The following is an 18,897-nucleotide window of genomic DNA, read 5'->3' on the forward strand; positions in this document are numbered from 1 at the left end:
GTGCGAACGGTGCAGCGAACGGTGCAGCAGCAGACGGCCGTCACGGCCCCCTACGGAGCCTGGAGTTCCCCGGTCGACGCCGCGCTCGTCGCCTCGTACGACGGCCATCCGGAGTATGTGGGCACGGTCGGCGAGGAGGTGTGGTGGACCGCGCCGCGCCCCGGCGAGGGCGGCCGCCGCGCCCTGGTCCGGCGGCGCACCGACGGCGCGGAGGTCACGGTGCTGGCCCCGCCGTGGAATGTGCGCAGCAAGGTGATGGGGTACGGCGGAATGCCCTGGGCCGCGGTGGACCGCGCGCGCGGCGGCCCGCTCGTGGTGTTCGTCCACTTCGCCGACCAGCGGTTGTACCTCCATGAGCCGGATGCCCCGGCCGGGGGCGCGCCGCGCCCGCTGACCCCGCTGTCGGCGGTGGGGGAGGGGCTGCGCTGGGCGGATCCGGTGCTGCACCCGGAGCGCGGCGAGGTGTGGTGTGTGCTGGAGGAGTTCACGGGCGAGGGGCCGACGGACGTTCGGCGGGTGATCGCCGCCGTACCGCTGGACGGTTTGGCCGCCGAGGACCGCGCGGCGGTGCGCGAGCTGACCGACGACCGGCACCGCTTCCTCACCGGGCCCCGGCTCTCGCCCGACGGCCGGCGGGCCGCCTGGATCGCCTGGGACCACCCCCGGATGCCCTGGGACGGCACGGAGGTGATGCTGGCCGACGTCGCGGAGGACGGCTCCTTCACCGGCGCCCGGGCGGTGCTGGGCGGGCCGGATGAGTCGGTCGCCCAGATCGAGTGGGCCGAGGACGGCGCGCTGCTCGCGGCCACCGACCGCACCGGCTGGTGGAATCTGCACCGTCTGGCGCCGCCGGAGGAGGCGGCCGGTGCGCGGGACTGGGGACGGGCCGGGCGGCCGGTGGCGCTGTGCCCGCGCGAGGAGGAGTTCGGCGGGCCGCTGTGGAAGCTGGGCCAACGCTGGTTCGCCCCGCTGGCCGACGGTCTGATCGCGGTGCTGCACGGCCGGGGCGCCGTCGCCCTCGGCATCCTCGATCCACGGACCGGTGAGACAGCGGATGTGCCGGGCCCCTGGACCGAATGGGAGCCGACGCTGGCCGTGAACGGCACGCGCGTGGTCGGCGTCGCGGCGAGCCCGCACAGCGGCCATGAGGTGATGGAGCTGGATGTCTGCACCGGCCGCTCCCGGGTCATCGGCAACGCCCACCCCGACCCCGTGGACCCCGCGTACTACCCCCGGCCCCGGGCCCGCACCTTCGCCGGACCGGGCGGCCGGGAGATCCACGCCCAGCTCTATCCCCCGCACCATCCCGGCCACACCGCGCCGGACGGAGAGCTTCCGCCGTATGTGATCTGGGCCCACGGCGGGCCCACCGGCCGCGCCCCGCTCGTGCTCGACCTGGAGATCGCCTATTTCACCTCACGCGGCATCGGCGTCGCCGAGGTCAACTACGGGGGCTCCACGGGCTATGGCCGCGCCTACCGGGAGCGGCTGCGCGAGCAGTGGGGCGTGGTCGACGTCGAGGACTGCGCCGCCGTCGCCGGGGCGCTCGCCGACGAGGGCATCGCCGACCGCGCCCGGCTCGCGATCCGCGGCGGCAGCGCGGGTGGCTGGACGGCGGCGGCCTCCCTCACCGCCACGGATCTCTACGCCTGCGCCACCGTCACCTACCCCATCCTCGACCTGGTCTCCTGGGCCACCGGCGGCACCCATGACTTCGAGTCGTGCTACACCGAATCGCTGGTCGGCCCGCTCGCGGAGGTGGCGGACCGCTACCGCGAGCGCTCCCCGCTGCACCGGGCCGACCGCATCGGCTCGCCCTTTGTGCTGCTCCAGGGGCTGGACGACACCATCTGCCCGCCCGAGCAGTGCGAGCGGTTCCTGGAGGCGGTCTCCGGGCGCGGTATCCCGCACGCGTACCTCACCTTCACGGGCGAGGGCCATGGGTTCCGCGGCGCCGATACGATGATCCGCGCCCTGGAGGCCGAATTGTCGCTGTACATCCAGACCTTCGGGCTGATCAGATCCGATGTGCCCACCCTGGAGCTGCTGACCTCGGCGGCCCCGATCTCCACTGGAGGAGCGAGTTGACACCCCCATCGGCCCCGCGCATCGTCGGCTCCGAGCCGCTGCCCACCGCCGTCGCCGGTGCCTGGCCGCAGGGCGGCGAGCCCGAGACCTGGCTGCTCAGCGTCTCCCGGTACACCGCGGCCATGGACCCGGGCGCGCCCGGCACGATCCTGGACGCCGGGGAGCGGGAGCGGGCGGGGAAGTTCCTGCGGGCGGAGGACCGCGAGCGCTATACGGCGGCCCATCTGGGGCTGCGCGAGCTGCTCGGCGCCTATCTGGGCATGTCCCCGGCCGATGTCCCGTTCACCCGTGAGGATTGCCCCGGCTGCGGCGGTCCGCACGGCCGCCCCGCCGTGTCCGGCACCCCGCTGCACTTCAATATGTCGCACGCCGGTGATCTGGTGCTCTTCGCCTTCGCGGGCTCCCCGGTCGGCGTGGACGTGGAGAAGCTGCAGCCCGCCTCGGTGGTCGACCAGGTCGCCGAGAGCCTGCATCCCAAGGAGCGCGCCGAGCTGGACGCGCTGGCGCCGGCCGACCGGCCCGCCGCCTTCGCCCGCTGCTGGACCCGCAAGGAGGCCTATCTCAAGGGCCTGGGCACCGGCCTGTCCCGCGACCCGGCGGTCAACTATGTCGGCACCGGGCTCTCCGCCGTGCCCGTCGGCCCATGGGCGATGACCGACATTCCCGTGGACGAGGCCATATCCGGTGGCTCCGGCTATGCGGCGGCCATGGCGCTGCTGTCATCATTGCCGCATGCCTGACGTCCGGTATGTCACCGAGGGAACCCGGGTGGCCATCCGCCGTACCACCCGGGCGGATGGTGCGGAGTTCGTCAGGCGCGCCCGGGAGAGCATGGAGTTCCACCGCCCCTGGCTCACCCTCCCCACCACCGAGCGGGCCTATCTGCACTACATCGCCCAGCTGGAGCGCGAGGACCGCGAGGGCTTCCTCGTCTGTGCCCGGGAAACCGGGGAGATGGCCGGGTTCATCAACATCAACAACATTGTGCGCGGCGCCTTCCAGTGCGGCTCGATCGGCTACGGAGCTTTTCCGCCCGCCGCCGGACGGGGCTATATGTCCGAGGCGCTGGGGCTCGTGCTGCGCCATGCCTTCGGGCCGCTGGGGCTGCACCGCGTCGAGGTCAACATCCAGCCGGGCAACAAGGCCTCGTTGGGGCTGGTGAAGCGCCATGGCTTCCGGCTGGAAGGGTTTTCCCCAGACTTCCTGTATATCGAGGGCGCGTGGCGTGACCATGAGCGCTGGGCCATGACCAGCGACATGCTGGACCAGGGGACCGGTCCTGGCTGACGGGGCACCATGATCGGTCCGAAGCGGCTCTGTTCAGCGGGCCCCGCGACGTTGTTCCATGGTCATCGGACGGTCGCCGCACCGAGGTGACCCAAGGCAGTCGGAGCGAGGCAGCCCGTGGCCACGAGTGTGCGACGTACCACCCTGACCCTTCCCACCGCCCCCGTCGGGCCCGACAACCCCCTGCCCGCGCTGCGCCCCCTCGACGAGGTGCACCGCGTGGACGACCGCGTCCGGGCCACGCTCCCCGCCGACATGGCCCGCCAGGTCGCCCATGCCCCCCTGCGGTCGGTGCTGCCGGTGCGGCTGCGCGACGGCTACGGCCGCGACCGCGCCCCCGCCACGCTCGACGCCATCGTCCTGGAGAACGACCGGCTGCGGGCCACGGTGCTGCCCGGGCTCGGCGGCCGGGTCCACTCGCTGATCCACAAGACCACCGGCGATTCCGCCGACACCGAGCTGCTGTACCGCAACCCGGTGCTCCAGCCCGCCGACTTCGCCCTCAACGGCGCCTGGTTCTCCGGCGGGATCGAGTGGAACATCGGCGCCACCGGCCACACCACCCTGTCCTGCGCACCCCTGCACGCCGCCCGCGTCCCCGCACCCGACGCCGCCGAAGGGGGCGCGATGGTGCGGCTGTGGGAGTGGGAGCGGCTGCGCGATCTGCCCTTCCAGGTGGATCTGTGGCTGCCCGCCGACTCCGCGTTCCTCTACGTGGGCGTCAGGATCCGCAACCCCCACCACCTCCCCGCCCCCGTCTACTGGTGGTCCAACATCGCCGTCCCCGAGGACGAGCACACCCGCGTCCTGGCCCCCGCCGACGACGCCTGGCACTTCGGCTACGCCCGCACCCTCAGCAGGGTTCCGGTCCCGGAGTGGGACGGCGCCGACCGCACCTATCCGCTGCGCGGCGCCTACCCCGCCGACTACTTCTACGAGGTGCCCGACGGCGCCCGCCGCTGGATCGCCTCCCTCGACGCCGACGGCAGCGGCCTCGTCCAGACCTCGACCGATCTGCTGCGCGGGCGCAAGCTCTTCGTCTGGGGCGCGGGCCCCGGGGGTCGGCGCTGGCAGCAGTGGCTGACCGAGCCCGGCACCGGCGGCTACGCCGAGATCCAGGCCGGGCTCGCCCGCACCCAGCTCGAGCACATCCCGCTGGAGGCGGGCGAGGAGTTCGCCTGGCTGGAGGCGTACGGTCCGCTGACCGCCGACCCGGCCGCCGTGCACGGCGCGGACTGGGCGGCCGCCCGCCGCGAGACCGAGACCCGGCTGGAGGCGGCGCTGCCGCGCGCCGCGGTCGACGCGGCCTACGCCGCCTGGCGCCCGTACGCCGACACGGAACCGGCGGAGCACCTCGCGACCGGCTCCGGCTGGGGCGCGCTGGAGGCCGAGCGCGGTGGGTTCGAGCTGCCCGGTACGCCGTTCGACCCCGGCACGCTGGGGGAGGACCAGGAGCCGTGGCGCCGGTTGTTGCGCACCGGCGCCCTCCCCGACTGGGAGCCGGGCCCCTCCCAGGCCGACCCCGGCGCCTCCCTGGTCGCGCCCGCCTGGCGCGACCTCCTCGAAGCGGCCCCCTCGACCGCCGCCGCCGAATACCACCTGGGCGTCGCCCAGTGGCATGCGGGCGACCGCGCACAGGCCGAGCGCAGCTGGGAGCGGTCGCTGCGGTGCGCCGAGACGCCCTGGGCACTGCGCTGTCTGGCCGTCGCCGACACCGCCTCCGGCCATCCGGCGCGCGCGGCGGACCGGCTGCTGCGCGCCGTACAGCTCCTCCTCGCCGCGGGCGCCGTCCCGCCGGGAGAGGCGATCCCGGTGCTCGAAGCGGACCCGGTGCTCGAAGCTGATCCGGTGCTCGAAGCGGCGGGAGCGGGGCAGGGGCCGGGAGTTGGAGGGGCCGCGGGGCAGGGGGCGGAGGCGGCCGGAGCGCCGACCGCCCTCTCGCTGGCCGCACCGCCCGTCGCTGCCACCGCCGACCCGGTCGCCCTGGAGGCGGCCGAGGCGGCGCTCGGCCGGGAGGCGATCGTCGCGCTGCTCGCGGCCGACCGCGCCGACGACGCACGAGCGGTCCTCGACGCACTGCGCCCCACCATCCGGTCCCGCGGCCGCTTCCGGCTGCTGCGCGCCCAGGTGCTGCTGGCCCAGGGCGACGCCCCGGCCGCCCGCGCCGTCTTCGACGAGGGCTTCGAGGTCTGCGATCTGCGCGAGGGCGACGAGGCGTTGAGCGACACCTGGTACGCGATCGTGGAACGGCTGGTGGCGGGGACCGATGAGCCCCTGACCGAGGAAGCACGCGCCCGGGCCAGGACCGCGCACCCGCTGCCCGGCCGCTACGAGTTCCGAATGCGCCCCACATAGCGGGCCTACGGCCCGCATTGGGTCGGTCCGGGTGCGCCCGCGAGCAGCCGCGGCGCGCCCGGGGTGCGCCCTCAGTCGGCTTCGCCAGGAAGCGGGCCTGTCAGCGTCGTGCCCGCGGGCGACCTGCCCCTCCAATTGGCTCGCGGCCCGCATAGCGGCCTGATCGGCTTGCGCCCGCAGGCGGCCTCGCCCGACAGCGGCCGTGCCCGCGAGCCGGCCTGCCCTGGGCGCGGAGGCGAGCGGTCGCCGCCTGCATCTGGGCTGCATGCCCATGGATGCCTGCGCGGCCGCGCCCGCGTTCGCGGCGGGCGGCGGGGTCCGCATAGGGCTGGGCTATGGGGGCACCCGGGCGCGGATGTCGGCATAGCGCATGAGCGAGCGGAAGGAGCCGCGACCGTGAGGACACCGCATGACCCCGGCGCGGATCCCGAGGACGAGGGGATCCCCGATCTGCAGGACGGTACGCCCGAGCAGCAGCGGGCCGAGGATCCTGAGCAGTTGCCCGTGCCCGGGGATGAGCCGACGATCGCCGCGTACCGGGACACCACGAGCGCGGAGACGCATGAGCGGGAGTCGCTCGAGGAGCGCTTGACCGATGAGGAGCCGGAGGCCGGGGAGCCGGTCGGCACCGAGGCGGAACGGGCGGGGCTGCTGTACGACGAGCCGGACCCCGACTTCCCGCGTGAGCAGGACGTCTACTCCCAGGAGGGCTCGACCAGCGGGCTGTCCGCCGAGGAGGAGGCGGTCCGGATCAAGAGCGATGAGCTCCGTGACGTGGACGATCTCTACGAGGGGTACGAGGAGTTCGACGACGGGGAGCTCACCGAGGATCCGGGACCGCCCTCCTGACGGGTCTGCCGGACGGTGAGTTCACGGGCGGGTCACGCCATCGGATTCCGGTCGACGTACTCGAAGATCGAGCCGTCGGGGTGGCGCGCCACCAGGGTCCGGCCCACGGGGGCGGGCAGCGGACCGGCCACGATCTGCCCGCCGACGGCCGTGAGATCGGCGATCGCCTCGTCCACGTCCTTCACCGCGATCGTCGCCGTGATCTTGCGAAGAATCGACAGCTCCGACTCCGGACCGCTCATCAGAAAGAAGCAACCGACGGCCGCGACCGAGACGGGCCCGCGCTGGAAGCGCACCGCCTCGGCGCCCGTCAGCCGTTCGTAGACGGCGATCGCCGAGTCCAGATCGTCGACGCACACGCGGAGTGAAGTCCCCAGAATATCCATGCGGGCGAGCCTAGTTGAACTGCTCAGACGCGGCAGAGGATCTCACCGTGCAGGACGGCGAACCAACCGTCCGGGGCCTCGCCCCACGCCCGCCACGCTTCCGCGATCGACCGCAGCTCCTCCTCGGTGGCATGGCCGCCGTCCACCGCGCGCCGGGCGTAGGAGGAGGCGACCGTGCGGTCCGCCCACAGCCCGCTCCACCACGCCCGCTCCTCCTCGGTGGCGTAGCACCACGCCGAGGCGGTCGAGGTGATGTCGACGTCGGTGAACCCCGCCTCCAGCGCCCAGGAGCGCAGCCTGCGACCGGCGTCCGGCTCACCGCCGTTGGCCCGCGCGACCCGGCGGTAGAGATCCAGCCAGCCGTCCAGGCCGGGGACGGACGGATACCAGGTCATGGCGGCGTAGTCGGAGTCGCGCACCGCGACGATGCCGCCCGGCGCGCACACCCGCCGCATCTCGCGCAGCGCCCCCACCGGGTCGCCGACGTGCTGCAGCACCTGATGGGCGTGGACCACGCAGAAGGAGTCGTCGGGGTAGTCCAGCGCGTGGACGTCGGCGAGCGCGAAGGACACGTTCGCCAGTCCGCGCTCCTCGGCCACCGAGCGGGCCCGCTCCAGGACGGAGTCCGCGGCGTCGACGCCCGTGACCTGCCCTTGGGGGACCAGTTCGGCCAGGTCGGCGGTGATGGTGCCGGGGCCGCAGCCGATGTCCAGGATCCGCATATGGGGCCGCAGATGGCCGGTGAGATATGCGGCGGAGTTGGCCGCCGTGCGCCAGGTGTGCGAGCGCAGCACCGACTCATGGTGGCCGTGGGTGTAGACGGCGGCGTCCTTCGACATGGCGGAACTCCCCCTTCGGGACCGGTGAACGGGTGGCTCCACGGTAGAAGGCATCTCGCATCACGAGAAGAACCGTCTCACTATGCAAGCAGCGTCATGAGCGTCGTGAGGGTCATGGCGGCATGGCGGAGGGGGCGGGGGAGGGGCCCCCACCGCCCCTTCGGGAGAACGTGCCGCGGGCATTCAGGGCGGCTCCGTCGCATCGCCCAGGCTGATCACGCCCAGCGGACGCCCCGCCTCGACGACGGGAAGCCGCCCCACCGCATGTCTCCGCATCAGCGCGGCCGCCTCGGCCACCTCCTCGTCCGGCCCGATGGTCACCGGGTCCGGCGTGCACACGGCGTGGCAGGTGACGGCGAGGGGGTCGATGCCCTCGGCGACGGCGCGGAGGGTGATGTCACGGTGGGTGAGCACACCGAGCAGCTTCCCGTCACTGGCGACCAGCACATCGCCGATGCCCTGTGCGCGCATCAGCTGAGCGGCTTCCACCAGCGAGGCATCGGGGTGCACCCAGATCACGGGCCGCGTCATGACTTCCCGCACATAGCGAGGTGGGTCCTGGGACATCTGTCCACCTCCCCTTCATGGGTGATGTGCTGCCCGCAGTACCCGCGCGGGGCGGGGGCTATGCGTGCCGGTGTGCGCCCGGCCCTCCCCGTCTGGCCGTCCCACCGTGTCTCGCCGTCGCTCCATGACTCGCTGTCCGTCCGTGGCTTACGAGGCCGGGCGCAGTCCCAGCGCCGAGACCACCTCCTGCACCGTGTGGAACGTCCGGTCCGCGGGCAGTTCCTCGGCCAGAGCGATCAGACCGTCCGGTGTGTGCCGTTCCTCCAGGACGTGCAACAGCTCCTCACGATCGGCGGGGAACGACGTGCGTCCCAGCCGGCGCGCGAACTCGAACCGCACCACCTCGGCCTCACCGGTCGTCCCCCGGGCCGGGATCGGCCCCATGGTCACGTCCGGGTCGTCGTCGGCGGCCGGCTCCGGGTCGTGCCACTCCTCGGCACGGGTCGGGTGCCCGGAGCGGATCAGCCCCTGGAGCTCGTGCTTCATCTCGTCGTCCTTGTGGACGCTCAGCCGGTCGCTGCCTCGCTGCATGTCGGTCCCCTTCCTCAGCGGGTCCGTATATGTCTCCCGGGTCGGTCGTCTCCCGGGATGGTCGTCTCATGGGATGGTCAGTCCGCGCCGCCCTCGTACGGCCAGCGCAGCAGTGCGCCGAGGCCGCCCACCGGAATGTCGGCGCCGTAGGTCTCCCCGTCGGCCGACGCCACCGTCAGCACCTCGGCGCCGGTGACCGCGACCGAGCGGATCAGCGCGTCGTCGGCGCGGGCCGGGGACGGCCGGGCGTCGCCCAGATACTGGACGTCGGTGCGGCGCAAGGCCAGCTGGTCCGGTTCGGTGCCCACCCATACCTCACGGTAGAGATCGGGCCCGTCGGGGCGTATCAGCAACGAGCCTATGCGGTGTTCGCGCGCCGCGTCGACCAGTGCCGGAACTCCTTCGGCCGCCTCCACGCGCCCGTCCGAGGGCATCCGTCCGGCCCGGAACCGCTCCATCGCCGCCTCGCCGCGCTCCTGCGCATGCCGGGCGCGGGCGCCGTCCACCTCCTGATCCAGCAGCCGGGCGGCATGGGTGCCGGTCGAGGCGGAACCGGGGGCACGGCCCCCGCGCACGGTCTCCACCGCCGCCGCGCGCAGCGCCTTGGGCAGCTGGTCGCGGACGGCACGCCGCTCGCGCGGGTCCCCGGCCAGCACCACCAGATCCGCCCGGGTCTCCTCCTGGCAGGCGCGCAGTTCATCGGCGATCAGCGCGGCGTTGTGCTCCCAGGTGTTCTCCGTCTTGAGCTGGAAGTGGCGCTCCGACCAGTCGGCACCGGCGGTGCGGTGCACCGGCCACTGCCGTCCGTGCACCGAGCCGACCCGGTCGCCACCGTGGCCGTCGCGCAGACCGTGGCCGTCGCGCAGCTCGACGTCCGCGCCGGTGCGGTCGATGTACGCCACCAGGCAGGATGGGTCCTCGCCGGTCAGCTCCAGCAGCGGCCCCACGTGCGGAAGCGCCGACCAGCACGGGGCTTCGCCCATCGGCGGCGGGGTCGGCAACGGCGTGTCGACGACCACCTCACCGGCCGTGGCGAAGACGGCCCGGCCGGCCGCCGGCCTGGCACCGGGAGGCGTCGAGGTCAGCCGCTCGTACACCGCACGGCAGGTGGCCCGGTCGGCGCCCTGCCCTTCCAGCCGGCGACCGGCCTCGCGAGCGGCGCGTTCCCGCTCCTGGGCCGCGGACTCGTCGGGGTGCGAGGTGTCGAAGTAGACGCTGGCCCAGGGGCCCGGGCGGCCGGGGCGCTCGTAGAGCGGTTGGAGATGTCCGAGTCGCATGTACTCCCTCCAGATTTCGCGTCCCCCACGCGTACCCGTCACGATGGCATCGACACGAGGTAGCCGGGCGCGTTTGGGGGCCCCGGGGGCGGGGACCCGTCCTGTGGCCGAGCGGCCCGTAGGGAGTGAGGAGCGGCGTCGGACGTGGGAGATCAGGGGCCCGCGTTCGACGCCGTGCCCTGCCCTGCGGATGTGCCCGCGTATCCGTGTCCCGTCCGTTTTCCGTCCCATGCACCGCCCGTGCTGACTGGGACTGTTAACGAGGAGGGGGCACGGGTACCCGGCGGCGCATGACTGATAAATCGGGCTACCCGAAGGCGGGCATACCCTCGGCCGGGGACCTGGCGGAGCCGGTCGCCCGGGCCGTCCGCGACGAAGTCCGCAGGGAGCTGCGCGAGCAGTCCGGACGGCGCGCGGTCCGCCTCTACGGCGGCGCGGCGGCGGCCGCGCTCTACGCGGGGGGTGCGCTGACGGCGTGCCTGGTGCTGCTCCTCGCCCTCGCGCTTCCGGCGTGGGCGGCGGCGCTGATCGTTTTCGCGCTGTTGCTGGTGGCGGCCGGGTGGCTGAAGAACTCCGCGGCGCAGGCGTCGGGGCCGACCGCGCCTTCGGCGCCTTCGGGTCCTGCCCCGCCCACAGCTCCTTCGGGCCCCACAGCTCCTTCGGGCCCCTCCGCCCCTTCGGGCCCCGCTGGGCCCTCCGCGCCTCCCACGCCCCCGATGCCTCCGGCGCCGGGGTCCGGGGCGCCCCCTCAGCCCCCTCAGCCTCCTCACACGGGGTGATCGGCCATGGCGGAGAATCCGCTGCTGGCCAGGCACGGCGAGGCGCTGGACCTCTTCACCGAACGGGTGCACGAGATCCGGCCCAACCAGTGGGACGACCCGACGCCCTGCACCGAGTGGACCGTACGCGACCTGGTGAACCATCTCGCGGTCGAGCAGATGTGGGTGCCGCCGCTGGTCCGGGAGGGGGCGAGCGTCGCCGACCAGAACAATGCGCTGGAGGGCGATCTGCTCGGTGACGACCCGGTCGCGACGTGGGACGTAGTGGTCGCCGCGGCGCGGGACGCCTTCCGCGAGCCGGGGGCGCTCGACCGGACGGTCGAGCTCTCGTACGGGGAGAGCCCCGCCACGCATTACTGCGCCCAGATGACGGCTGACGCTGCCGTCCACGCGTGGGATCTGTCGCGGGCCATTGGCGCGGAGGAGCGCATTCCGAAGCCGCTGGTGGACTTTTCGGTGCGGGAAGTCGCGCCGTATGCGGCGGACCTGGAGGAGAGCGGGCTTTTCGCGGCGCCCGTGGAGCCACCGCCGGGGGCGGATGCGCAGGCCCGGCTCTTGGCGTTGCTCGGGCGCGAGCCGTAGCGGGGACGGGGGCGGGATCTGGGGGCGCGGCGCGTGCCCCGAGTGCGGGGCGTGGGGCGTGGGCGCCTCCGGCGGAGAGTCCCCCACCCCGCCCCTTCCCGAAACGAGGGGGCTCCGCCCCTCGACCCCCGGCTGGGGCTCTGCCCCTCGACCCCTGGCTGGGGCTCTGCCTGTCGCGTCCCTGGTTGGGGATCTGCCCCTCGCTCCCTTGCCGGGGCTCCGCCCTCGGCCCCGGCTGGGGCCCGCCCCTCGCGCCCCTGGCCGGGCTCTGCCCCTCGGCCTCTGGCTGGGCTCTGCCCCTCGGCCTCTGGCTGGGCTGTGCCCCTCGGCCTCTGGCTGGGCTGTGCCCCTCGGCCTCTGGCTGGGCTGTGCCCCTCGGCCTCTGGCTGGGCTGTGCCCCTCGGCCTCTGGCTGGGCTGTGCCCCTCGGCCTCTGGCTGGGCTGTGCCCCTCGGCCTCTGGCTGGGCTGTGCCCCTCGGCCTCTGGCTGGGCTGTGCCCCTCGGCCTCTGGCTGGGCTGTGCCCCTCGGCCTCTGGCTGGGCTGTGCCCCTCGGCCTCTGGCTGGGCTGTGCCCCTCGGCCTCTGGCTGGGCTCTGCCCCTCGCGCCCCTGGCCGGGCTCTGCCCCTCGGCCTCTGGCTGGGCTCTGCCCCTCGCGCCCCTGGCCGGGCTCTGCCCCTCGGCCTCTGGCTGGGCTGTGCCCCTCGCGCCCCTGGCCGGGCTCTGCCCCTCGGCCTCTGGCTGGGCTCTGCCCCTCGCGCCCCTGGCCGGGCTCTGCCCCTCGGCCTCTGGCTGGGCTCTGCCCCTCGCGCCCCCGCCGGGCCCCGCCCCGGACCCCGGCTGGGGCAGGGCCCGTTGATCTGCTCGGAGATGGCCGCAGGGTTTGGCATGGGCGGAGGCGGAACGCCTGGCCCCGCGCGGTGGCGGGCCAAGCCTCCCCCGGGTCGGCTCACGCTCGTGACGGGCCTGGCCGGACCAGGCGGCGGGTCATGAGCAGGGTCGCACCCCTTACAGCCGCCCGGCCTCGATGAGAAGCAACAGGTCCTCCGCAGCCTCCTGGGGAACGCGTGCGGATGCCGGCCGCGTCGGGAACCGGTCCTCCGAGCAGCGCGGTGTTCACGATCCCCGTCTGGAGGAGTGCTGAGAAGACGTGCGCGGCCCTTGTGGGGTCGCTGACCTTGGATCGCAGTTCCAGCGGCCAGCGGCCAGCGGCCAGCGGGACAGGTACCGCGAGAACAGAGCGGTACGGTCGCCGATGATCTGCTGCTGGTAGCGAGGTCCGCGCCTCCCACCATGGACACCGCGTACGCGGCCAGTGCGCCGACCTGGGTGCGACAGCCCTACGAGGGCCGCATGGACTACTCCGCGGTGACCAGCAGCACCGTCCGGGATCTGCTCGGCCGCGAGCCCGTCCACCTCAGCTCGTGGGCTGGGCCACCGTGCATCGTCAGGAACTACTCGACCAGCTCCCACTGACCGCCGAGGTGTGGGGGGAGGAGGCGCCAGGCGTGCCCACAGGCGGGTGGGGGTGTGAGCGGAGGAAGCTCCGCTCACACCCCCACCCCATGACCCGCCTACCGCGCCCCGCGGAATTCAGCAGCGGACCCGCGGGCGGTCCCAATGCCGGTGGGCCGCTATCGCTTCGGTGAAGGCCCTGGTGAATTCCTCGCTCGCCGTGCCCGTCGTCGCGTCCGTGACCACGCCGCGGTCGGCGCAGACGTGGCCGTGGCCGGAGGCGATGTGGAGGCCCTCCGGGTCGAGGGTGGAGAGGACGCCGACGCCCGAGCCCAGGGCGCCGATGGGTTTGCCGTGGCGGTAGGCGTCGCGGACGAAGCGCATGGCCGCGCTGTCGGAGGCCAGGTCGGGGGTGCCGGTGGGGCCGCCGGGGAGGAGGACGGCGTCGTAGAGGACGGAGGCGACCGTGGGGAGGGCGCGGTCGACCGCGTAGCCGTTGCCGTCGGCGCCGACCACCTTGCCGTCGTGCGGGGCGAGGGCCTCGACGACGGCGCCCTGGGCGGTGAGCGCCTCCTGGGCCTGGGTGAGCTGGGCGGTGTCCACCCCGTCCGTGACCAGCACCGCGATCTGGCGGGTGCGGATGGAGCCGTCGCCCTGGAGGTTCTCCAGGCTCAGCGCGGGCGAGGCTTGCGGTTTGTGGTTGTTGGCGCCCGGCCCCGGCATCGCCACGCCGATGCCCTGGGCCACCTGCGAGGCCAGGTCGTAGTTGACCCGGGCCAGTTGCTCGACGGTGCGCTCGCGCACATGCACCGCGGCGACCTTGCCCAGCTCGAAGCGGAAGGCGTCCACGATATGGCGCTTCTCCCAGTCGCTCATGCTGTTCCAGAACAGCGCGGCCTGGCTGTAGAAGTCCTTGAAGGACTCGCTCCGCTTGCGGATCTTGTGGCCCTCGACCCGCTCCGCGTAGTGGGAGAAGGCATAGCCGTCCGCCCCCGCGAGGGCCGGGCAGCCGCCGCCGAGTGAGTTGGGGGAGTAGTTGGTGCCCTTGTGGAGCATGGTCTGGTGGTAGCCGTCCCGGTGGTTGGTGCGGGCCGGGGTGACCGGCTGGTTGACCGGGAGCTGCGAGAAGTTGGGCCCGCCCAGCCGGATCAGCTGGGTGTCCAGATACGAGAAGTTCCGGGCCTGCAGCAGCGGGTCGTTGGTGAAGTCGATACCGGGGACGACGTTCCCGGTGTGGAAGGCCACCTGCTCGGTCTCCGCGAAGAAGTTGTCCGGGTTGCGGTTCAGGACCATGTGGCCGATCGGCCGCACCGGCACCTGCTCCTCCGGAACGATCTTCGTGGCGTCGAGCAGATCGAAGTCGAAGTTGAACTCGTCCTCCTCCGGGATCAGCTGCACCCCCAGCTCGTACTCGGGGTACTGACCCGCCTCGATCGCCTCCCACAGATCGCGCCGGTTGAAGTCCGGGTCGCGGCCCGCGGCCTCCTGGGCCTCGTCCCACACCAGCGAGTGGACGCCCAGCTTCGGCTTCCAGTGGAACTTCACGAAGGTGCCGCGCCCTTGCGCGTCCACGAAGCGGAAAGTGTGCACCCCGAAGCCCTGCATCATCCGGAAGCTGCGCGGAATCGCCCGGTCCGACATCAGCCACATCATCATGTGCATGGTCTCGGGCTGCAGGGAGACGAAGTCCCACAGGGTGTCATGGGCGGAGGCGCCGGTCGGGATGTCGTTCTGCGGCTCCGGCTTGAGCGCGTGCACGAAGTCGGGGAACTTGATCCCGTCCTGGATGAAGAAGACCGGCATGTTGTTGCCGACCAGGTCGTAGTTGCCCTCCGAGGTGTAGAACTTCGTCGCGAAGCCCCGCACGTCCCGCACCGTGTCCGCCGAGCCCCGGGGCCCCTGCACGGTGGAGAACCGTACGAAGACCGGGGTGCGCACGGACGGATCCTGGAGGAAGGCGGCACGGGTGAACTCCGCGCAGGACTCATACGGCTCGAAGTAGCCGTACGCGCCCGCGCCCCGCGCGTGCACCACCCGCTCCGGGATGCGCTCATGGTCGAAATGGGTCAGCTTCTCGCGGAAGTGGAAGTCCTCCATCAGCGTCGGGCCGCGTTCGCCCACGGTGAGGGAGTCATCGGTGTGGTCGACCGCCACGCCCTGGTCGGTGGTCAGCGGTCCCTCGGCGGGGTCGGGGGCACGGTAGTGGTCGCGCTGCCGCTCCTTGCGGTCCTCCGTCATGATGCCGATCCCTTCGTCGTCTTCGAGAACTCCTCCAGGAACGCCTCACGGAACGCCTTGAGATCATCGGGCTTACGGCTGGTGATCAGGGCGGCCGGACCGCTGGTGCAGACCTTGACCTGCTCGTCCACCCAAGTCCCGCCGGCGTTGGTGATGTCGGTGCGCAGACTCGGCCACGAGGTCAGGGTGCGGCCGCGCACCACATCGGCCTCCACCAGCGTCCAGGGGGCGTGACAGATCGCGGCCACCGGCTTCCCCGCGTCGAAGAAGCCCTTGGCGAAGGCGACGGCCGCCTTGTCCAGGCGCAGGAAGTCGGGGTTGGCGACCCCGCCGGGAAGCACCAGGGCGTCGTACTCCCCGACCGTGGCGTCCTTGACCACTTGGTCGACCTCGAAGGTGTCCGCCTTGTCGAGGTGGTCGAACGCCTGGATGCGGCCGGGCTTGGTGGACACCAGACGAGGGGTGCCCCCGGCATCCCGGACCGCCTGCCAGGGGTCGGTCAGCTCGACCTGTTCCACGCCTTCCGGGGCGACGAGAAAGGCGACCTTCATTGCTGCTCACGTCCTTCCGGTCCGGGAATCGCATCCGTCCGGTGCGGCGGGTAGCCAGCGCGGACGGGGTCGAAACGGATACATCAGGGGCGACGGGCGCATCAGGTGTCGTCCGAAGCCTTCTTCCGGTGCGGCAGGTACTCCTGCACCTTCGCCTTCAGGCCCTGGCGGACCATGCCCGCCCGGTCCGAGTCGCCCTTGATGATCGACTCGACCGTGGCCTCCATCTGCTCCCAGGTGGCATGCGGCGGGATCGGCGGTACGGCCGGATCGGTGAGGAACTCCACGACCACCGGACCCTCCGCGGCCAGCGCCTCGCGCCACGCCTGCTCGACCTGCTCGGGCTTCTCCACCCGGATGCCGGTCATGCCGAGCGATTCGGCGAATCGCGCGTAGGAGACGTCGGGGAGTTCCTGCGAGGGCAGGAACTGCGGCGCCCCGCCCATCGCCCGCATCTCCCAGGTGACCTGGTTGAGGTCCTGGTTGTTCCAGACACCGATCACCAGCCGCGGGTCCTCCCACGACTGGCGGTACTTGGCCACCGTGATCAGCTCCGCCATGCCGTTCATCTGCATCGCGCCGTCCCCGACCAGCGCCACCGCCGGCCGGTCCGGATGGGCGAACTTGGCGCCGATCGCGTACGGCACCCCACAGCCCATCGTGGCCAGCGTGCCCGACAGCGAGGCGCGCATCTCGCCGCGCATCCGCAGATGGCGGGCGTACCAGTTGGCCACGGAGCCGGAGTCGCAGGTGATGATGGCGTCGGAGGGCAGCAGCGGATCCAGGCAGTGGGCCACATACTCGGGGTTGATCGGGTCGGCGGACACCTCCGCGCGCTGGGATGTCACCTCGCGCCAGCGCCGTACGCCCGAGATGATCTCCTCCTGCCAGCCGCGCTCCTTCTTGCGCTCCAGCTGGGGCAGCAGCCGCAGCAGGGTCTCGCGCGCGTCGCCGACCAGATTGACCTCGTACGGATAGCGCATCCCGATCATGTGCGGATCGAGATCGATCTGAACGCCGCGCGCCTTGCCGAACTCCGGCAGGAACTGGGCGTACGGAAAGCTGGAGCCGATCGTCAGCAGCGTGTCGCAGTCCCGCATCATCTCGTACGAGGGCCGGGTGCCCAGCAGCCCGATGGACCCGGTGACATAGAGCAGTTCATCGCTGAGCACATCCAGGCCGAGCAGCGCCTTGGCGACACCGGCGCCGAGGGTCTCGGCGATCCGCTGGACCTCCTCGCGCGCCCCGGCGGCGCCCTGGCCGACCATGATCGCCACCCGCTCGCCCGAGTTCAGCACCTCCGCGGCCCGCTCCACCGCGGTGCTGGACGGCACCGCGGACCAGCCGCTGCGGTCCAGGCTGGAGGGCACCATCTTGAACTCATGGGTGGGCGGGGAGTAGTCCAGGTCCTGCACATCCGCCGGGATGATCACGGCGGTGGGGGCGCGGCGGGCGTAGGCGGTGCGGATCGCCCGGTCCAGGACGTTGGGCAGCTGCTCCGGGACGGTGACCGTCTCCAGGAAGTCGGAGGCCACGTCCTTGAAGAGGCTGTGCAGATCCACCTCCTGCTGGTACGAGCCGCCCATCGCGCTGCGGTGGGTCTGGCCGACCAGCGCCACCACCGGCACATGGTCCAGCTTGGCGTCGTACAGCCCGTTCAGCAGGTGGATCGCGCCGGGGCCCGAGGTGGCCGCGCACACCCCGAGGCGGCCGCTGAACTTGGCGTAGCCGACGGCGTCGAAGGCCGCCATCTCCTCGTGCCGGGCCTGGATGAACCGGGGCTCGTTCTCGGCCCGCCCCCATGCGGCGAGCAGGCCGTTGATTCCGTCCCCCGGGTAGCCGAAGACATGCTCGACACCCCACTCGGACAGTCGGGCGAGGATGTAGTCGGCCACTTTCATGGTCATGGTGGGTCATCGCTCCTCTCGGTAGTTCAGCCGTGCTCATGGTTCGGGGCGAGCCGATCCCTGCCGGCCGCCCGTGGCGGTTGTCGGCCCGGCCCCCTGCGGCGGTTCTCAGCGGGCCACCTGCGGCAGCACCTTGGTGCGGTAGAAGTCGAAGAAACCCCGCTGGTCGGGGCCGATCTGATTGACGTAGACGGTGTCGAATCCGGCCTCCGCGTACGCGTTGAGTGCCCTGACATGCGCCTCCGCGTCATCCCCGCAGACCACCTCTTCGGCCAGCCGCTCGGGGGTGACGAGCCGGGCGGCCTGCTCGAACTGGCTCGGGGTGGTCAGCGTCGACAGCACCGCACCGGGCAGCGCCTCGGTCGGCCACAGCCGGTGGGCGGTGCGCAGCGCCTCGTCGGGGTCCGGGCCGTAGCACACCTTCAGCCCGCCGCGGGCCGGTTTGCTGTTGCCCCCGGCGCCGCTGCCGCGCCGGAACCGCGCCACCAGCTCCGCGTCCGGGACCACGGTGATGAAGCCGTCGCCGACCCGCCCGGCCAGCGCGGCGGCGGCCGATCCGAAGGCCGCGATGTCGATGGGCACCGGTTCGTCGGGCACCGTGTACAGCCGTGCGTTCTCCACCGTGTAGTGCTTGCCGTGATGGGTGACGCGGTGCCCTTCGAACAGCTGGCGCATCACCATCACGGCCTCTTCCAGCATCTCCAGCCGGATCGCCGCGGGCGGCCAGCGGTCGCCCAGCACATGTTCGTTCAGCGCCTCGCCGCTGCCCACGCCCAGCCGGAAGCGGCCCTCCAGCAGCACCGAGCTGGTCGCGGCGGCCTGGGCCACGATGGCGGGATGGATACGGATGATGGGGCAGGTCACCGCGGTCTGCACGGGCAGGCTGGTGGCCTGCGCGAGTGCGCCGATCACCGACCAGACGAAGGGGCTCTGGCCCTGGGCTTCGTTCCAGGGGTGGTAGTGGTCGGAGATCCACAATGCGTGGAAACCGGCCTGCTCCGCCATCCGGGCCTGCTCGACGAGGTCCGCGGGCCCGTGTTCTTCGGCGGCCAGGAAATAGCCGTACTCGGTCATGGGCCCTCCTCGCGCGCGGAGCCGGCGGGTGTCGGCAGATGCGACGGGTAACCGGCGCCCGGGGAAGGAAACCTCGTTTGATCCGGCGCGGGACGGGCACGTGGTGGTGCGCTGAGGGCATGCGCCCGGCGCCG

General features: G+C 72.6%; 17 protein-coding genes. 8 read left to right on the forward strand and 9 right to left on the reverse strand.

The features are described from left to right. Positions 1–9: 9 nt before the first annotated feature. From BLV72_RS27550 to BLV72_RS27570, 5 genes are all read left to right on the forward strand, one after another. Entirely contained in the window at positions 10–2,088 is a 2,079-nt protein-coding gene (locus tag BLV72_RS27550; protein ID WP_244320994.1) for a S9 family peptidase, read from the forward strand. Next, positions 2,085–2,828, forward strand: coding sequence for a 4'-phosphopantetheinyl transferase family protein (locus tag BLV72_RS27555; RefSeq protein ID WP_093465575.1), 744 nt, complete (start codon positions 2,085–2,087; stop codon positions 2,826–2,828). The genes BLV72_RS27550 and BLV72_RS27555 overlap by 4 nt, the downstream gene beginning before the upstream one ends. Further along, on the forward strand, positions 2,821–3,375 hold the full coding sequence (locus tag BLV72_RS27560) for a GNAT family N-acetyltransferase (RefSeq protein ID WP_093465576.1): 555 nt from the start codon (positions 2,821–2,823) through the stop codon (positions 3,373–3,375). The genes BLV72_RS27555 and BLV72_RS27560 overlap by 8 nt, the downstream gene beginning before the upstream one ends. Before the next feature lie 117 nt (positions 3,376–3,492). Continuing rightward, positions 3,493–5,730, forward strand: a complete 2,238-nt coding sequence (locus BLV72_RS27565) for a DUF5107 domain-containing protein (protein WP_093465578.1) — start codon at positions 3,493–3,495, stop codon at positions 5,728–5,730. Positions 5,731–6,126: 396 nt separating this feature from the next. Next, positions 6,127–6,579 carry a DUF5709 domain-containing protein gene (locus BLV72_RS27570; RefSeq protein WP_093465579.1) on the forward strand — a complete coding sequence of 151 codons (453 nt, stop codon included), beginning with the start codon at positions 6,127–6,129 and terminating at the stop codon, positions 6,577–6,579. Positions 6,580–6,611: 32 nt separating this feature from the next. On the opposite strand, the gene BLV72_RS27575 is transcribed toward BLV72_RS27570, so the two are convergent. From BLV72_RS27575 to BLV72_RS27595, 5 genes are all read right to left on the reverse strand, one after another. Then, on the reverse strand, positions 6,612–6,965 hold the full coding sequence (locus BLV72_RS27575; protein WP_014055744.1) for a VOC family protein: 354 nt from the start codon (positions 6,963–6,965) through the stop codon (positions 6,612–6,614). 23 nt (positions 6,966–6,988) lie between these two features. After that, on the reverse strand, positions 6,989–7,804 hold the full coding sequence (locus BLV72_RS27580) for a class I SAM-dependent methyltransferase (protein WP_093465581.1): 816 nt from the start codon (positions 7,802–7,804) through the stop codon (positions 6,989–6,991). 183 nt (positions 7,805–7,987) lie between these two features. Then, the gene (locus BLV72_RS27585) at positions 7,988–8,371 is read right to left on the reverse strand and encodes a CBS domain-containing protein (RefSeq protein WP_093465583.1); all 384 of its coding nucleotides are present in this window, start codon (positions 8,369–8,371) and stop codon (positions 7,988–7,990) included. A gap of 147 nt (positions 8,372–8,518) precedes the next feature. After that, positions 8,519–8,902: a DUF2795 domain-containing protein gene (locus tag BLV72_RS27590; protein ID WP_093465584.1), complete on the reverse strand. Its 384-nt coding sequence runs from the start codon at positions 8,900–8,902 to the stop codon at positions 8,519–8,521. A 77-nt stretch (positions 8,903–8,979) separates the two neighbouring features. Beyond that, positions 8,980–10,179 carry a baeRF2 domain-containing protein gene (locus BLV72_RS27595; protein WP_093465586.1) on the reverse strand — a complete coding sequence of 400 codons (1,200 nt, stop codon included), beginning with the start codon at positions 10,177–10,179 and terminating at the stop codon, positions 8,980–8,982. Positions 10,180–10,469: 290 nt separating this feature from the next. On the opposite strand from BLV72_RS27595, the gene BLV72_RS27600 reads away from it, so the two are divergent. From BLV72_RS27600 to BLV72_RS27610, 3 genes are all read left to right on the forward strand, one after another. Then, positions 10,470–10,958 (forward strand): phage holin family protein, encoded by a 489-nt coding sequence (locus tag BLV72_RS27600; RefSeq protein ID WP_093465588.1) that lies wholly within the window; start codon positions 10,470–10,472, stop codon positions 10,956–10,958. A 6-nt stretch (positions 10,959–10,964) separates the two neighbouring features. Then, positions 10,965–11,540 carry a TIGR03086 family metal-binding protein gene (locus tag BLV72_RS27605; RefSeq protein ID WP_093465590.1) on the forward strand — a complete coding sequence of 192 codons (576 nt, stop codon included), beginning with the start codon at positions 10,965–10,967 and terminating at the stop codon, positions 11,538–11,540. Positions 11,541–12,831: 1,291 nt separating this feature from the next. After that, positions 12,832–13,014, forward strand: a complete 183-nt coding sequence (locus BLV72_RS27610) for a hypothetical protein (protein WP_093465591.1) — start codon at positions 12,832–12,834, stop codon at positions 13,012–13,014. 117 nt (positions 13,015–13,131) lie between these two features. Here the strand turns inward: BLV72_RS27610 and BLV72_RS27615 are convergent, their stop codons facing one another. The 4 genes from BLV72_RS27615 to BLV72_RS27630 form a co-directional block, all read right to left on the reverse strand. Next, positions 13,132–15,231, reverse strand: coding sequence for a catalase (locus BLV72_RS27615; RefSeq protein WP_093465593.1), 2,100 nt, complete (start codon positions 15,229–15,231; stop codon positions 13,132–13,134). Beyond that, positions 15,228–15,782: a type 1 glutamine amidotransferase domain-containing protein gene (locus tag BLV72_RS27620; protein WP_093465595.1), complete on the reverse strand. Its 555-nt coding sequence runs from the start codon at positions 15,780–15,782 to the stop codon at positions 15,228–15,230. The genes BLV72_RS27615 and BLV72_RS27620 overlap by 4 nt, the downstream gene beginning before the upstream one ends. 101 nt (positions 15,783–15,883) lie before the next feature. Next, positions 15,884–17,689: a thiamine pyrophosphate-requiring protein gene (locus tag BLV72_RS27625; protein WP_093465596.1), complete on the reverse strand. Its 1,806-nt coding sequence runs from the start codon at positions 17,687–17,689 to the stop codon at positions 15,884–15,886. 108 nt (positions 17,690–17,797) lie between these two features. Continuing rightward, positions 17,798–18,763 carry a TIGR03557 family F420-dependent LLM class oxidoreductase gene (locus BLV72_RS27630; RefSeq protein WP_093465598.1) on the reverse strand — a complete coding sequence of 322 codons (966 nt, stop codon included), beginning with the start codon at positions 18,761–18,763 and terminating at the stop codon, positions 17,798–17,800. Between the last annotated feature and the right edge of the window lie 134 nt (positions 18,764–18,897).

Origin of the sequence: Streptomyces melanosporofaciens (assembly GCF_900105695.1) — a bacterium.
Taxonomy (GTDB): domain Bacteria; phylum Actinomycetota; class Actinomycetes; order Streptomycetales; family Streptomycetaceae; genus Streptomyces; species Streptomyces antimycoticus.

What these genes read in the sequence shown, in the direction of transcription:
- BLV72_RS27600 (WP_093465588.1), top strand. Translation starts at nt 10,470, where the DNA reads ATGACTGATAAATCGGGCTACCCGAAGGCGGGCATACCCTCGGCCGGG.
- BLV72_RS27610 (WP_093465591.1), top strand. Translation starts at nt 12,832, where the DNA reads ATGGACACCGCGTACGCGGCCAGTGCGCCGACCTGGGTGCGACAGCCC.
- BLV72_RS27625 (WP_093465596.1), bottom strand. Translation starts at nt 17,689, where the DNA reads ATGACCATGAAAGTGGCCGACTACATCCTCGCCCGACTGTCCGAGTGG.
- BLV72_RS27590 (WP_093465584.1), bottom strand. Translation starts at nt 8,902, where the DNA reads ATGCAGCGAGGCAGCGACCGGCTGAGCGTCCACAAGGACGACGAGATG.
- BLV72_RS27605 (WP_093465590.1), top strand. Translation starts at nt 10,965, where the DNA reads ATGGCGGAGAATCCGCTGCTGGCCAGGCACGGCGAGGCGCTGGACCTC.
- BLV72_RS27585 (WP_093465583.1), bottom strand. Translation starts at nt 8,371, where the DNA reads ATGTCCCAGGACCCACCTCGCTATGTGCGGGAAGTCATGACGCGGCCC.
- BLV72_RS27575 (WP_014055744.1), bottom strand. Translation starts at nt 6,965, where the DNA reads ATGGATATTCTGGGGACTTCACTCCGCGTGTGCGTCGACGATCTGGAC.
- BLV72_RS27580 (WP_093465581.1), bottom strand. Translation starts at nt 7,804, where the DNA reads ATGTCGAAGGACGCCGCCGTCTACACCCACGGCCACCATGAGTCGGTG.
- BLV72_RS27595 (WP_093465586.1), bottom strand. Translation starts at nt 10,179, where the DNA reads ATGCGACTCGGACATCTCCAACCGCTCTACGAGCGCCCCGGCCGCCCG.
- BLV72_RS27620 (WP_093465595.1), bottom strand. Translation starts at nt 15,782, where the DNA reads ATGAAGGTCGCCTTTCTCGTCGCCCCGGAAGGCGTGGAACAGGTCGAG.
- BLV72_RS27560 (WP_093465576.1), top strand. Translation starts at nt 2,821, where the DNA reads ATGCCTGACGTCCGGTATGTCACCGAGGGAACCCGGGTGGCCATCCGC.
- BLV72_RS27630 (WP_093465598.1), bottom strand. Translation starts at nt 18,763, where the DNA reads ATGACCGAGTACGGCTATTTCCTGGCCGCCGAAGAACACGGGCCCGCG.
- BLV72_RS27615 (WP_093465593.1), bottom strand. Translation starts at nt 15,231, where the DNA reads ATGACGGAGGACCGCAAGGAGCGGCAGCGCGACCACTACCGTGCCCCC.